The sequence below is a fragment of the Wolbachia endosymbiont of Frankliniella intonsa genome (assembly GCF_029856955.1).
In the GTDB taxonomy this organism is placed as follows: Bacteria; Pseudomonadota; Alphaproteobacteria; order Rickettsiales; family Anaplasmataceae; genus Wolbachia.
Window position 1 is genome coordinate 659,645 of sequence record NZ_CP097148.1, and the last position, 16,006, is coordinate 675,650.

The 16,006-nt window shown below is 34.0% G+C and carries 8 protein-coding genes and 5 pseudogenes; 12 read left to right on the forward strand and 1 reads right to left on the reverse strand.

Features of this window, described 5'->3' with window-relative positions:
- Nucleotides 1–458 precede the first annotated feature (458 nt).
- Genes M3L71_RS03740 through M3L71_RS03750 form a run of 3 tightly spaced genes read left to right on the forward strand, consistent with a single transcriptional unit; the run spans nt 459 to nt 7,182 of the window.
- Nucleotides 459–4,055 carry an SET domain-containing protein-lysine N-methyltransferase gene (locus M3L71_RS03740; RefSeq protein WP_280144032.1) on the forward strand — a complete coding sequence of 1,199 codons (3,597 nt, stop codon included), beginning with the start codon at nt 459–461 and terminating at the stop codon, nt 4,053–4,055.
- Nucleotides 4,056–4,090: 35 nt separating this feature from the next.
- Nucleotides 4,091–5,992, forward strand: a complete 1,902-nt coding sequence (locus M3L71_RS03745; RefSeq protein ID WP_280144033.1) for a leucine-rich repeat domain-containing protein — start codon at nt 4,091–4,093, stop codon at nt 5,990–5,992.
- Between the two features lie 32 nt (nt 5,993–6,024).
- The gene (locus tag M3L71_RS03750) at nt 6,025–7,182 is read left to right on the forward strand and encodes an IS4 family transposase (RefSeq protein WP_280144034.1); all 1,158 of its coding nucleotides are present in this window, start codon (nt 6,025–6,027) and stop codon (nt 7,180–7,182) included.
- A gap of 80 nt (nt 7,183–7,262) precedes the next feature.
- On the opposite strand, the gene M3L71_RS03755 is transcribed toward M3L71_RS03750, so the two are convergent.
- A complete protein-coding gene (locus M3L71_RS03755) occupies nt 7,263–8,183 on the reverse strand; it encodes an Rpn family recombination-promoting nuclease/putative transposase (protein WP_280144035.1) in 921 nt (306 codons plus the stop codon).
- Nucleotides 8,184–8,422: 239 nt separating this feature from the next.
- Here M3L71_RS03755 and mutL point away from each other — a divergent pair.
- The 9 genes and pseudogenes from mutL to M3L71_RS03800 form a co-directional block, all read left to right on the forward strand.
- Nucleotides 8,423–9,902, forward strand: a pseudogene (gene mutL, locus M3L71_RS03760) (DNA mismatch repair endonuclease MutL); the annotation flags it as partial.
- Between the two features lie 73 nt (nt 9,903–9,975).
- Nucleotides 9,976–11,082 (forward strand): annotated as a pseudogene (locus M3L71_RS03765) (IS3 family transposase).
- Nucleotides 11,083–11,277: 195 nt separating this feature from the next.
- A pseudogene (locus M3L71_RS03770) lies at nt 11,278–11,664 on the forward strand (IS110 family transposase); the annotation flags it as partial.
- 117 nt (nt 11,665–11,781) lie between these two features.
- Nucleotides 11,782–12,432, forward strand: a complete 651-nt coding sequence (locus M3L71_RS03775) for an IS110 family transposase (protein WP_280143314.1) — start codon at nt 11,782–11,784, stop codon at nt 12,430–12,432.
- 32 nt (nt 12,433–12,464) lie between these two features.
- The gene (locus M3L71_RS03780; RefSeq protein ID WP_280143215.1) at nt 12,465–12,800 is read left to right on the forward strand and encodes a transposase; all 336 of its coding nucleotides are present in this window, start codon (nt 12,465–12,467) and stop codon (nt 12,798–12,800) included.
- A 287-nt stretch (nt 12,801–13,087) separates the two neighbouring features.
- Nucleotides 13,088–13,558 (forward strand): annotated as a pseudogene (locus tag M3L71_RS03785) (transposase); the annotation flags it as partial.
- Between the two features lie 84 nt (nt 13,559–13,642).
- Nucleotides 13,643–14,648 (forward strand): annotated as a pseudogene (locus tag M3L71_RS03790) (IS630 family transposase).
- A 334-nt stretch (nt 14,649–14,982) separates the two neighbouring features.
- Complete coding sequence (locus tag M3L71_RS03795) at nt 14,983–15,279, forward strand: IS630 transposase-related protein (RefSeq protein ID WP_280144009.1); 297 nt, start codon at nt 14,983–14,985, stop codon at nt 15,277–15,279.
- Nucleotides 15,276–15,791, forward strand: coding sequence for an IS630 family transposase (locus M3L71_RS03800; RefSeq protein ID WP_280144123.1), 516 nt, complete (start codon nt 15,276–15,278; stop codon nt 15,789–15,791). Before M3L71_RS03795 ends, M3L71_RS03800 begins: the two co-directional genes overlap by 4 nt.
- Nucleotides 15,792–16,006 lie beyond the last annotated feature (215 nt).

Sequence of the window (16,006 nt, forward strand, 5' to 3'; positions counted from 1 at the left end):
GCACGGTACACTTGGTAGACCATAAGATTCCAAAGAAAAAAGTTCTCACAATAGCTTATTTTGGTTGCTGGAAATGGTTATCTTATTAAAATTTTTAGTGAAATATGTTGCTAGATTAATATTGATAACAAAAAGAAAATTGGGGGTAAGTTAAAGCAAAAACAAAATTTAAAGATGGAATGAAGCTCTTCTACAAGCTTAGCTCAAAAACTTAAATAAAATAGCCTGAAAATAAAATGTCAAAATATGCGTAGAAATTACTTGCATTGCCGATTTTATTTATTATAATGGGTAAATATTAGGTTTTGTATATGGAGGCGGTAAGGGTTCTATGTCGCACATAGCATTTCCAATAGATTATTTAAAAAAGAGGAAATTGGCTTCAGAAGTATTGAAAGAAGTGCAATATGTAAAGCAGATGGTTTCGCAACGCAGGACTCTCCTCGTCAAACGCTCAGATGACAATTAATCCAGTTGACAGATTTGCTAAGGCTATAGGTAAAAAAAATGTAGCTCCTTTTAGGGAATTTTTAGATACAGAAGAAGGAAAAAAAATGTTTTCGACTGTATTCGAAAATAATGTTCATACTCGTATGTCCAGTATCTTAAATGGAGCGAGGACTAAGGCAAAAGATGCTTTTAAGGATTTGTATCATCTTTGGTTTGATGAGAAGAAAGGATACCTAAAAAAATTGAAGGAAGCAGGAGTAGATCTGGCTCGCGTGTCCGGTATCTTACATGCAGCAGGGGCTAAGGCACCAAAAGCTTTTGAGGATTTGTGTGATCTTTGGTTTGATGAGAAGAAAGAATACCTAAAAAAATTGAAGAAAGCAGGAGTAGATCTGGCTCGCGTGTCCAGTATCTTAAGTGGATCAGGGGCTAATGCACCAAAAGCTTTTAAGGATTTGTGTGATCTTTGGTTTGATGAGAAGAAAGAATACATAAAAAAATTGAAGGAAGCAGGAGTAGATCTGGCTCGCGTGTCCGGTATCTTACATGCAGCAGGGGCTAAGGCACCAAAAGCTTTTAAGGATTTGTATGATCTTTTGCTTGATGAGAAAGGAGAGAAGAAAGAATACCTAAAAAAATTGAAGGAAGCAGGAGTAGATCTGGCTCGCGTGTCCAGTATCTTAAGTGGAGCAGGGGCTAATGCACCAAAAGCTTTTGAGGATTTGTGTGATCTTTGGTTTGATGAGAAGAAAGAATACCTAAAAAAATTGAAGGAAGCAGGAGTAGATCTGGCTCGCGTGTCCGGTATCTTACATGGAGCAGGGGCTAAGGCACCAAAAGCTTTTGAGGATTTGTGTGATCTTTGGTTTGATGAGAAGAAAGGATACCTAAAAAAATTGAAGGAAGCAGGAGTAGATCTGGCTCGCGTGTCCGGTATCTTACATGGAGCAGGGGCTAAGGCACCAAAAGCTTTTAAGGATTTGTATGATCTTTTGCTTGATGAGAAAGGAGAGAAGAAAGAATACCTAAAAAAATTGAAGGAAGCAGGAGTAGATCTGGCTCGCGTGTCCAGTATCTTAAGTGGAGCAGGGGCTAATGCACCAAAAGCTTTTAAGGATTTGTGTGATCTTTGGTTTGATGAGAAGAAAGAATACATAAAAAAATTGAAGGAAGCAGGAGTAGATCTTGCTAGTGTGTCCAGTATCTTAAGTGGAGCAGGGGCTAATGCACCAAAAGCTTTTAAGGATTTGTATTATCTTTGGTTTGATGAGAAGAAAGAATACATAAAAAAATTGAAGAAAGCAGGAATAGATCTGGTTACTGTTTCCAGTATCTTAAGTGGAGCAGGGGCTAAGGCAAAAGATGCTTTTAAGGATTTGTATTATCTTTGGTTTGATGATGAAGGAGGGGAGACAAAATATCTAAGAGTTCTAGAAGAACAAAGAATAGATCTGGTTACTGTGTCCAATATCTTAACTCGAGCAGCGGCTAAGGCAAAAGATGCTTTTAAGGATTTGTATCATCTTTGGTTTGATGAGGAAGAGGAGAAGACAAAGTATCTAAGAGTTCTAGAAGAACAAGGAATAGATCTGGCTAGTGTGTCCAGTATCTTACATGGAGCAGGGGCTAAGGCAAAAGATGCTTTTAAGGATTTGTATCATCTTTGGTTTGATGAGGAAGAGGAGAAGACAAAGTATCTAACAGTTCTAGAAAAACAAGGAATAGATCTGGTTACTGTTTCCAGTATCTTAAGTGGAGCAGGGGCTAAGGCACCAAAAGCTTTTGAGGATTTGTATAATCTTTTGCTTAATAAGGAAGGAGAGAGGAAAGAAGACCCAAAACATTTGGAGAAAGGAGGAAGAAGTTTTGCTAGTGTGATCAGTAACTTAGGTAAGGCAAAAGATAAAGGTTTGTCTTATAGAGAGGGAAGAGAAAATTCAGAGGAGTATAATTCTCAAGCTGAAGAACAATTATTGTTGCCAGAAAAGAATGATTTTACAATTACAGAAAGTAATCCTTTAATCGATAAGGATTCGTTGAAAAAGTATACGTTAGAAGAGTTCAAGAAAGAACTTGAGAAAGAGGGAAAAATTGAGTATAGGCCAGGTGTTGAAGCTGAAAGTAGAAGAGGCATTTATAAGAATAATGTAGAGAAAGGAGAGCCTAAAATTTTGATCGCGCAAGTTGCTGCATTGAAAGGAGAAAAGAATTGGGGAGTATTTGCAAAGGATGAAATAAAAGCAGGAACTTTTTTAGGGACTTTTGCAGGAGAGAGGATGAGCCAAGATGAAAATCTGGAAAGTTTATATGTGTTCAACGTTGGTAAGAAAACCATCATAGATGGAGAGAAAAAGCGCAACTGGGCAAGTTACCTAAATCACGGATCAATAAATAACGTTAACCTTCAGCACTTTATAGAAAAATTCCAGAACAAAGGACAGGTTACGTTTTATGCAAAAGTGGATATTTCTCCCAATTCACAACTACTTTTTGATTATGGGGAAGGTTATTTTTCTAAATTAGGTAATTACAACCCCATTTACTTACATCCAACAGATAACGATCTAACACCATCACAGCGTTATAATAGTGTAAAAGATGTTTACTATGATCATGTTATTGAGCTTGATGAAAAAATTGCTCAAGGTTTAGGGTATAGTAGGGAAAAGTACTTTGTAGTACCTAAATTGTTTCAAAAAATATATAATAATGAAGATATATCAGATGATAAAACATTATCAAAGGGGTTAAATACACCAATTTATGCAGTAAAATTAAATGGAGATAAAAAATGGGAGTTTTATAGTTATGATAAACAACAACAAGCAACGTCCTTGATGCTTGCATGTTATTCAGGGAGAGAAGGTTCAGTAAAGTCTTTATTAAGAGAAAACAGTATTGATATTACGCGCAGTACGTTACATGGTGGACGTAATGCACTATTTTTTACGATTCTAAGTGATACGGACGATAAAGGTACTAAAGAGAGCATTTTAGGCTTCTTGGTTAACAAGATAAAAGATCTATATAAGAGTAATAAAGTAAATGAGTATGTAAGTGAGTTGTTATATGCTCCTGATGGTTCTGGTAAAAATCTATTTGATCATATGATGGATAAAGGTGAGTACTCATTGTATAAAGCATACTATGAGAAGAGTAGTAAACCGTGGCAAAAAAAGGTGGCAGAAGAGTATATAGCTGATCAGGGGATACTTAGTATTGTACTGAGCTTAGGTACACAAGAGCATGTGGAAGTGATAGATGCATTATTAAAGCGATTATCAGCATCTTTTACTAGAACATGCCTCAAAAATGATGTAAAGGATAAGGAAAATGTTGACTATAGGAAAGAACAGTTGAGTAAATTAAAACAGCTTACAAACCTTAGTGAAGCCATGAAGAAAGAGATGATAGAAATATTAGAGGAGAAATATGGATCATCTACTGATGAGAAAGAATTAGAAACATCAGATCAGCACAGTCAAATTGAAAAAAGGAGGAAAGTTTTCGGCCACAATCTAGCCGCTACTGATGAGAAAGAATTAGAAACATCAGATCAGCACAGTCAAATTGAAAAAGGAGGAAAGTTTTCAGCCGCAATCTAGCCGCAAGGGAAATTTTCAGTCCTGATATAAACGAATTGAAATTACTGGAATCAACTGTAGTGAGCAAAGGGGAAACTTTTCCGAATTGGGTTGATGTAGGAAGAGATCGGTTAAAGGGCTGGGGATCTAGATCTAAAAAAATTCAGAGTATTGAGGAATATTTAGCACAATTTAAACCTGGTATTGATAAGTTTTTGGATCTATCCAATATAGGTTTGGAGGATTGTCAAGTTCAAGAATTAACTGAATTTCTAAAAGCAAACAAAAATGTGGAGATTGATTCCTTAGACTTTTCTAGTAATAACCTTAGCCCAGAAGGAGCAGTAGAGTTAATAAATGCTCTAATAGAAAGTAAGCAAGGAGCATTTTCTCTAGATTTATCTAACAATGATATAGGTTCATACGGTTCTAAATCACAAGCTATTGCCTTACTTGCTAAGCTCATTAGGAGCAATAAGATTACCCATTTAATTATCAATGATATTGGACTCATTACTCCCGATTACAGTAAAATATTTGGAGCTTTGAAAAGTAATACCAGCATAGAAAAATTAGATCTTTCTGGAAATTACGTATCTCAAGGTTTTAGCAAAAGAATTGCTAAGCAAATAGCTCGTGGTTTACATAATCATCCAAAGCTGGTTTCATTGAACCTAAGTGAAACAGGTATAACTGATAGTGTGATGGAAGATGTTGTAAAGTATTGTACAGAATCAAGTATAAAAGAACTAGATATAGGGAACAATGAAATAACTGAAGAAGGAATGGATTCATTAGTAAAGCTTGTGCAGCAGTTTAGAGAATTGGAGAGTTTGAAGTTATATGATAATTTTATAGGTGAGGGTATAAAAAAGTTAGTAAATGTATTAGAAGATACCCGTATTAGTATTTTAGACCTTTCTCGCACTTCCTTACATGATGCTAAAGACGTAACAAGTGCAATGATAAAATTAGTCGATAAATCAAAAATTACTACTCTTAATCTTCTTGGTAATTCTTTAGATGAGGAAGTGATAAAAGAAATATTTATTGCTATATCAAACAAGCAAGAGAAGGTGCTTAAGGAGCTTAATTTATCACATAATTTCATAACGAATGAAATGGATGAAGATGATTTATGGAACAAGCTACATAATGGATTAGGCAGTAATAATTCTTTAGAATTCTTGAGTTTATCGGATATGGATATAACAGATAGTGGTTTAGAAAAAGTAGTTAATGCATTAAAGGGCAGTAACATTCAGGGTTTAAATATTGATAATTATGGTGGTATAGGTCAAACTACCATACAAGCGTTACCAGGGCTTTTAGAGAGTAGCAAATTACGCTTTTTAAGTATTGCTAATTGTGGTGGATATACTGTAAAACATCCTTCTTTGGAAATAAAAGGGTTATTTAATACCTTAAAAAAGGATCGATCTTTAATATATTTAGATATTTCAGGCTATTCTCTTAATGGGGGGTCTATTGATATTATTTCTGAGTATTTAGGTTCCAATATCGGTCTTAAGTATCTTAACCTTGCTCATAGCAAGTTGGAAGCTGGAGATTCAATAAAAAGTTTATTTCAGTCGTTAAAGAATAATAGTCAACTTCAGTACCTGGATATCAGAGGTATTCCAATAACTAATGAAGTAGCAGACGAGATAATCGAATATGTAAAAGTAGAAAACATAGTAAAGTTTTTGTATGTAAGTCAAGACCAATTATCTCCTGATAAACAAGAAGCTTTTGTAGATCTATTTTCAGAAGTTTCTGTAGTAATAGATTCTAAGCCAGTGATTCGAAAAGATGTTATCAGTTCAAAACGCAAGCTCTCTGATTTGGGTATCAATCAAGAACCATCAGCTAATCAAGATGAAAATGGTCCTCCTACAAAAAAACAGCAGGTGAGTCTAGAGCCCATAAGTGTTGAAAGTAGTATCAGAAAGGTATAAAGAACTGTTATTGCAAGAAAATGTAGGCAATAATGGATCAAATAGAAAGAGTACTAAATTTAATAAAAGATGAGGATTTAGAAAGGCTAGGAAAATTAAGTGAAGTAGATAAATGTAATACTAAATTGTTGGGCAAGATTATATTTAAAGGTCTAATGAAGTTAATATTAATGGGGCAAAAAACAAGCCCAAGAGCGCTAGAAATGGTAATAAACAGGTGTATAATGGATAAGAATAGCGATAAAAGTACAGTAACATACAGTGGTTTGTCAAAAAGGTTAAAAGTTATAAATCCAGAATATTTTAAGGGAGTATATATTGATTTGATGAGCAAGATTAAAAAGCTATTACCCCAAAAAACATCAAATAACTTACATAAGTTTGATTCGACGATCATAAATTTATCGGGATATCTCATAAAAGATGGGCTAAAAATAGGCGGTAAAAGTAACGACAGTCAAGTTAAAGTGAGTGTAGGATTAAAGGATCAATTGCCTACAAGTATAAGATTTTGTAAAGGACAAGAAGAAAGTAGTGAAGATATAGCATTAGTGAGAGCCATTAATGAAGCTAAAGTTGAAAAAGAGGATATTTTATTATTTGATAGAGGAATCAGAAAAGTTGGGACTTTTGCCGAATTTGATGAAAAGGAGTACAAATTTATCACAAGAGTTAAAGTAGGAAGAAAACATGATGTTATAAGCAGGAACAAAGTTATAAGAGAACAAAAATCGGATGGATCAGAGATTTTAGAAGATATAATAGTTAATCTTTATCGTGCACGAGGTAAAGTAGCAGAAAAGCATGACCTACGTTTAATAAAAATTCGAAATAAGGCAGGAGATGAAATATGGTTTTTAACCAACTTGCTTGAAATGCTAGCTTATGAAGTAACAGAGCTATATAGGCGCAGGTGGGACATAGAGGTATTCTTTAAATTTATAAAGCAAAATCTTGGATATAAGCACTTTTTAAGCCATACTATGAATGGCATGAAAGTGTATATTTACATGATTATTATTACGGCTTTGTTATTTCTTGTTTATAAAATCAAAAATAATCTACACGGATTCAAAATAGCACTATTACAATTCACATTGGATCTTAATGATTCTTTTATACGTTCAATTGTTTTACTATCAGGAGGGAATTTACATGCCGTCAATCACCTTGTATCACGCCACTTATAGCACTTTCAACACTTATGGTCTAGAGCCTCAAAGTTATTTAAGTAATGCTTCAGTCCAAGGTCATTTGACTAAGAATAAGGTTAAATTAATTTCTTAATATCATCTAAAGAAAGTCCGGTTATTTCAGCAATAACATCAATAGATACACCGGCCTTAAGTGAGTTTTTTGCCACAGCAATTTTAGCCTGTTTTTCGCCTTCTGCTTTGCCTTTTTCATGGCCTATTTGGATGCCTTCTTGTCTACCTTCTTGTCTACCTTTTTGAGTGGCATCATCGAGTTTTTGTTCCAAGATAGCAGCTTCTTTTTGTAAATCCATTACCCTTTCTTCATAAGCTACAAGATCTTTCTCATTCCAATGAAACTTATCTAACTCGTCATATGCTAGCTTTATTATTGGTGACTTTTCTGCTATTTTTCTTAAATCTTCATCCGTAGTTTCTTCTGCATATTTGAAGAAAAATAGCCAACGATCTACCACATTTTCTAGCTGCTCTTCTCTACTCTTAGGAAACTTTGGCAGCTCAATGAAGATAAATTGAAAATCTTTTAAGTCATGCTCGTTAGTTTTTTCATCTCTTATGGTATGGCTAGATATATAATCAGGCTTATCAGGAAATAAATTACAATTGGAAATAGCAATAAAGAAAACCTTCTTTAAATCAATGTACTTACCACCTTTATCAGCCTGCCTTGAGTAAGCCTTAGCAGCATAAAGTTGGGCACGTTTTTCGAAGCCTTTATCACGAGCGAGTTGCATTTCAATCACGTATCTGGCCCCAGTGGAATCTCTGCACAGAACATCAACAATACTCTGCTTATCAGAGGCAATTTCAGGGTCCATAATGGTGCTGAGGAACTCAACATCTTGAATAGCATTGACTCCAGTAAACCCCAAAATATCATTCAAAAAGTGGATAAGGATATTCTTATTTTTTTCAGTACCAAAAATTTTCTTAAATGTTAAATCAAGCTTAGGATCTAAAAATTTTGAAAGAGCCATGAGAAATTAAGATAAAAAGCATTAATAATCATACACAATTCTGAAGAAATATTCAACTAAAATTCAAATATGTTAGTCAGAGAATGATCTACTCAGAAGGACTAGCGTTTTAAGCTTTATAGGGTTTCTATACATCTTTATTACAATTATTTCTGTTTTGAAATCAGTGAAGATGCCTAATAGAGATTGATTTTTATTAACATTGAAGCTATATCTTCATCAGACTGAGAGTTGAAAATATGGCAATAATTCTTTTAGACACAAAAACTATAAATCGTATAGCAGCGGGAGAGGTAATAGAAAGGCCAGCAAAAGGAATTAGTAGAAAATGCAATAGATGCTGGAAGTTCAGAGATAGAGATCAAAATAGAAAGTGGTGGGCGTAATCTTATAACTGTAACAGACGATGGAAATGGAATAGAAAAGGAAGATTTGGAACTTGCGTTTATGCGCCACTCTACTTCAAAATTAAGCGATAGTGAGTTAATAGAAGTCAAACATCTTGGCTTTAGGGGAGAATTCAATTGCAGCAGTAAGTAGAATGAACTTATCGTCTAAGGCAAGTGGAGCAAAGGAAGCATGGTCTATAAGTTATGAAGGAGGAGAAAAAATAGGAGAGGTTATCCCTTGTTCTTTGCTACAGGGTACATATATTGAAGTTCGTGACTTATTTTTTGCCACTCCAAATAGACTAAAATTTCTAAAAACCGAAAGGGCAGAAACACAAAGTATTGTTGATATTGTGAATAACTTAGCGATGATTAATTATAGTATTGGGTTTACTCTCACTTCCGGTAATAAAAAGCTCTTAAAATATGTTAAGCAAACTTCGCTGTTCAACAGATTATGTGAAATAGAAGAATTTCAAAACAATTCACTGGAAGTTAAAGAGGAAGAAGAAGGCATCAAACTTAAGGGACACATCTGTAAACCTAATGTCAATCGTGGCAACTCAACTCAAATTTATACGTTTGTTAATGGAAGGCCAATCAAGGATAATCTACTTATTGGTGCAATTAGATATGCGTATCACGATTTTATTCCAAACAATAGGTATCCTTTTGCATTGTTGCATTTAGAAGTACCATATGACCAAGTAGATGTAAATGTGCATCCAAATAAATCGGAAGTAAGATTTCAGAATAAAAGGCTAATATATGAAATAGTGAGAAGAGGGATAATAAAAACACTATCAACGAGATTTGCAGCGGGTGATCAAGGTATTGAAGAGGAGATAATTTTTAATGATAGTAAAAGCCAAGAGCAGGTTGATAGTCAAGAGAAAAAAGATCAAAAAGAGTTTTATGAAAAGAGACCAAGTCTTTTAGAAAATCGTCTAATGAAATAATTCAATTCACCAGATGAAAGAAGGCAAAGCTTACCAGAAACGTTTAAATATGGAGAATCTCCACCCCAAAAGGGAACGATGGTTTTAGAAAGGAAGCAAATTGATTTGGTAGAGCTCTAGGATATGCACGTTGTCAGGTCCACAATACTTACATTATTGCTGAGGCTGGAGATAGGCTGATTATAGTAGATCAACATGCAGCCTATGAGAGGTTGATATACGAGTGCTTAACAAGCATAAAAAGACAAAAACTTCTCATTCCTGAAATAGTTGAAATTAAAAACCAAGCTGGAATGGAGATGGTTAAAACTTATAAAGATAAGCTTTTTGAAATGGGTTTTGGTATTGAAATAGAATCAGAAGATAAAGTAAGGGTATATAATTCACCCCATAAACTAGACAAAAAAATGGTTGATCCGAGTAGGAAGGTAAAGGGGTAAAAGAATGGAAACAAAAAAATATGAACCAGAGTTAAAAGCAAAGATAGCTTTGGAAGCAATAAAAAATCAAAAAAGCACAGCTGAGATATGTAGTGAATATAAAATACCATCAACAAATCTATATGATTGGCGTGATAGAGTATTGGCAAGGTTAAAAGACCTATTTGTTGAAGAAAGTGAAAGTGCGAGAAAACAAAGAATCTTAGCGCAAGAAATAGAAAGTTTACATAAAGTAATAGGAGAATTGACAGTGGAAAATAGCTATTTGAAAAAAATTACTGAAATAAGCAAAAAGATAGAGTAAGGTTTATAGAAAAAGATTCTGATCTGTCAATTAGGAAACATGCTGATTTATTGGGGATTTGCAGATCTAGCCTATATTATAGGCCTATAATTAATAACGAAAGTGAAGTAGCAAATTTGATTCAAGAAGTATATTTGGCTTCTGATTGCCGTTATGGATATCGTAAAATTACTGCTGAAATCATAGCGAGTGGGGTAGTAGTCAATCGCAAAAAATCTTAAGAATTATGAAAAATGAAGATTAGTGGGCTGTATTGTAGAAAAGATGTAATACAAGTATTAAAGAAAAAAGCATAAAATATATCCTTATCTACTCAAAGATTTGATTATTTGTAGAGTTAATCAGGTATGGGCTACTGATATAACATATATTATGGTAGAAGGTAAGTTTGTCTATTTTGTGGCAATAATGGACTTGTATAGTCGCTATATTATTGCTCATTCATTATCACCATATCTCGATGCTGGATTTTGCCTTTATACTCTCAAAGAAGCTCTAAAACAAGGTAAACATGAGATTTTTAATAGTGATCAAGGGGTACAGTTTACTTGCTACAACTTTATTACGGAATTAGAGCATGCTAATATTAAAATCAGTATGGACCATAAAGGACGTTGCTTCGACAATATATTTGTTGAGCGCTTATGGAGAACTTTAAAGCAAGAAGCTATATATTATTATAGACCAAATAGTATCAGAGATTTGAATCTTATAATAAATGACTTTGTTGGTTGGTATAACTATAGAAGGCTACATCAGACTCTAAATTATAAAGTTCCTGCTGATCTTTATTATCATAAACAGTAAATGAATATATTGATAAATACTTTAAATGTGTGTCGACGTATTTATCAACATATTCATTTTAAAAATCGGATCACTTTAAAAAAATGGTCTAGACAAATGGGTGCACTATAATCCCTCGATACGTTTGAATAGTTGTGTGGGACATATATATGCACCCGTTTACAATCTTAAATTAATAAAACTATCGAGGTTATCATGGTTAGATCTCATCAAAATTTTATTGGTATTGACATCGGAAAATTCAAGAATGTTGTTGCAGTTCACAAGCAGAAGAATGCTGTCGAATTTGACAATAATACTTCTGGTTGGCAACAATTGTGTCAAAAGTTCTCAGATATCTTACCTAATTCTTTAGTGACTTTAGAAAATACAGGAAAATATGAGCTTGGTTTGTCGAATTTTCTTATTGACAAGAATATCACTGTACATCGAGCTAATACCCGCAAAGTAAAAAGTTTTATTTTATCTCACGGAACTTTAGCAAAATCCGATAAATCAGATGCAAGGGCTCTTGCTCAATATGGATTTGAACGCCATAGAACTCTCTCTCTATTTGTACCTACTTCTGAAAAACAATCAACATACTGTAATTGCGATTGAATGATGGAGAGACATACTCCATTATTTTAGCACGAAGTAACAAGTTCAATGAATCTGTTCTTCAAAAATAATTTAAACCTTTACAGTAGGAGTAGTCTTATGAAATATTATAGCGGATTAGATTTGTCACTCAAAGAAACTTTTGTAAGTATCGTTGATGAGAAAGGAAAAATTGTTAAAGAAGAAATTGTTGCAAGTGAGAGCAGTGCAATAGCTGAGTTTCTGCTTAGTCAAAGCAGAGAATACGAATCCATAGGAATAGAAAGTGGGCAATTGTCAATATCGATGTGCAAAGAGTTAAGGAGCTTTGAATTACCAGTAATTTGTGTAGATGCGAGGCATATGGCAGCATCATTGTCTGCGAGAATCAATAAAAACGATAAAAATGATGCAAGGGGTATAGCACAAATGATGAGAGCTGGGCTGTATAAAGAGGTATTAGTAAAATCAGATGAGTCTTGTCAAGTTAAGGTAACGCTCGGAAGTAGAAGGCAGTTAATGTATTGCAGAGAGCAAATTATGGGAACAATAAGAGGGCTATTGAAGATATACGGAATAAATCTTGGCAAGAAGTCAAAGATTGTAATCTTTTCTTTAAAAGTGCAAGAAGCAATAAAAGATCTAGATAAAGTCAGTAAGGATTCAATTGAAGCATTAGTTTGTAGTTTGGAAATAATAGAAGAATCAATAAAAAGCTTGATAAAATATTATCAGAGAAAGGCAAGAAAGACGAAGATTGCAAATTATTAACTACTGTACCAGGAGTTGGTATTATAGTAGCAATGACGTATAAGGCTACAATTGATAATCCACATAGGTTTGAAACATCTGATACAGTCGGAGCCTATATGGGATTGACGCCAAGACAGTACGCTTCTGGAGAAGTTAATCGTCATGGTAGCATATCAAAGATGGGACCGGTAGAATGTAGAAATATGTTGTATGAAGCTGCGCATACAATACTGACAGTTAGCAAGAAAAAATTCAAATTAAAAAGCTGGGGAATAAAGCTTGCAAAAAAGAAGGGTGTAAAGAAAGCAGTAGTTGCATTAGCAAGAAAACTAGCTTTAATTATGCATAGAATGTTGGTTGATAAAACAGAATTTTATTATCAATAAACACTAAAGGAGTATAGGACAATAATTTTATTGAAAGTAAAGATAGTAATGCCGATGGAAGGGATAAGCAAGAGCTATGGTTGAAGCGTAGACTTCGTAAACAACATGTTGCCATCCACTTCCGCCCTAACAAGTATAGTGCGGCTTGGCTAAAATTAAACTAGCCATATCAGACCGCGGAGAGAACCATGGAAGCATGCTATTTTTAATTTATATCAAGGATTATGGAGGAAATATGCTATTTTGATCTATGTGAAAATTATTGTTGACTTGTACGCAATTAGAGAACCTTGGTTGCACTTTGTCAACGTCGTGATGACATCACGCAAATGAGAACTCAGGAAAAATGTAGACTGGAAGCACCTGAAAACGACCATATAAGGGAAAGTTGTCAAAAAACTATTGAATTCTTTAATGGCCAAATAGATGAACTCAATAATGCTATACAAAAAATCATTGATGAAAGCCATGAGTTACAAGAACATCAAAAAATCCTTAAAACAGTTCCTGGAATAGGTAAAAAGTTATCACAAGATTTTCTGTGTTTAATACCAGAGCTTGGTTGCTTAAACAGAAGGGAAGTAGCAAGTCTTGCTGGAGTTGCACCTCATCCTAGGGAAAGTGGTAAAGCTGTTGGTTATCGAAGGATTATAGGTGGTAGAAGTAATGTCCGTAAAAAGCTTTTTACAGCTGCGATGTCTGCTGCAAGGTCCAAATCTGTACTTGGTGCCTTTTATTCCAAGCTTGTTGAAAGTGGTAATACCAATTCCCGCTATAGAAAGAACAGATAGAGAATAATGGGGAAAAAGTCATACTAGAGTAAGTGAAATAGCGAGGTATAAATGGCATTAAGGTCAAAACTATTAGACGAAAGAGTTGTAAATTTAGCGAAAGAAATGTTAAAAAAGGTAAGAAATAACGCATATGTTTCAAAAAAGTTACAAGCGGTGATAGCAGGAAAAGAAAGTAGTATAAGCGCTGTGGCAAGAATATGTAAAATTTCAAGGACTGCTTTGACTGAATGGATAAAGCATCTAAAATTTGGTAGAGTAGAAAAATTATTTGCCCCGTTTCAGCGGAGAAGAAAAAGCAAATTAAACAAAAATCAACGTGAGCAAATTGAAATATGGGTAGAAAGAAATCCAAATATTACTATTAAGGAAGTACAAATAAAAATCTCAGAGGAATTTGCCCTAAACATCAGCAAATCAACAGTGCACCGTGAGATACAAAGGATGAAATTTTCTTACATAACACCGAGGCCAATGCACCATAAACAAGATAAAAACAAGCAAGAAGAGTTTAAAAGATACTTCAATAAAATAGTCAATTTCCACCCTAAAAGGGAGGTGTTTTTTTGATGAATCACGATTTGGGACTCATTCAAAAATCGGACACGGATGGTTTAAAAAAGGGGTCAGAACGCAGGTTAAAATGAAAATTGGTAGACAAAATTTCTATATCTAAAGTGCGGTAAATCCAAGAAGTGGTAAGAAAATTAGCCTATTTGCTCCATATGTAAACACTGATTGTATGAATATATTTCTGGAGCAGATGTCGAAAGATTTAGGCACGAAAGAAGCCTTTCTTGTAATGGATTGTGCAAGTTGGCATAGATCAAAAAGTTTGAAAATTCAGGAAAACATTACCATCATATACTTGCCTCCTTATTCACCGGAACTGAATCCTGTTGAAAGGTTGTGGCAATATATCAAATACAATACTTTACGCAATAGTATCTACGATACCATAGGTTTACTTGAAGATGTTTTGTGTAATTTTATTGTCAATATTTCCAGTACTACTATTAAACGAGTTTGTAATGTTTCTTATTTGTTCCGTCAGTAATGGATTTTGGTATAAAAATCAGATTGCTGTATTTTATAGCTAAAGGAAATTAGGCTATTCAAAGATGAATTGTGAATGAAAGGTTATGTATCCGTTTAGATGCATGTGAGACCAGTGCTTTCTTTCTTGTTATACAAGTATAGTATTTCCTAAAGTAAATGATAAAGGTATAATAAAGTATTTGAGTTATAATGGCATATATAGTATTTCCCAAAGCAAATGATAAAGGTATAACAAAGTATTTGAGTTATAATGGCATATAGTGTGGATTTAAGGGAAAAGGCAGTATTGATGATAGAAAAAGGGAAGACAAAAGGTTGAGATAGCAGAGCTCATGGAGATAGGAATAGCAACTCTGTACCGCTGGTTAAAAAAGAAAGCTGCTGGTGAAAGCTTAAAGCCATCTAAAAACGGTAGCTTTATTCGAAAAATAGACCCAAAAATACTCGAAGAATATGTTACAAAGAATCCAGATCATACTCTGGCAGAGATGAAACAAAATCTTGGATTTGGAATAAATTCAATTTGGTATAGACTAAAACAGCTAAAAATTACTTTAAAAAAGTCACACTATATCAAGAGCGCAATCAAGAAGATAGGCAGCAATTTATTGATAAAATCTCAAAAATAGAACATTCCAGCATCTTATATATAGATGAAGCAGGAGTTGATAATAAGTTATACCGAGAATATGGACGTGCTCCAAGAGGAAAGAAAATTTATGCAGATATTCCAGGGAGAACTCGAGAGAGAATCAGTATAGTAGCCGGGTGGATTGGAATGAGATTTATTGCACCAATGACTTTCAAAGGTGGGTGTGAAAAAGAGGTATTCAATATATTGTTGGAGAAGATGTTATTACCTAAATTGCCACTTGGCACAACCATAGTTATGGATAATGCTACATTTCATAAGACCACTAAAACAAAATCATTAATAGAGTCTTTTGGCTTTCATGTGCTGTATCTTCCAACATATTCACCAGATTTGAATCCCATAGAACACTGTTGGCATACCATCAAAAGCCGCCTCAGACCTCTAATGTATAAATGTACAGACTTACAACTTTTGGTTGGTAATACCATAATGGAAATTTATCCATTCATTTTAGAAAATACTATAGCTTCCTCTTTCTTTTTATGAACCCTGTTGTAGCTGAGATTTTATCTGCTTTTTCATTAAAAAATTCTTTGAGCTTTTTTGAGATGCAAACTATTCTTTTCATTGTATAAGTTCTCCGTTTTCTTTGTTAGATTTAAGAGAACTTATATCTTTTCTTTCTCTTCCTTACACTAAGTTTATTACCACAGTTCCTTAACTTGACGCGTATGGTTTATTTAACACTCCCATTCTTCTAT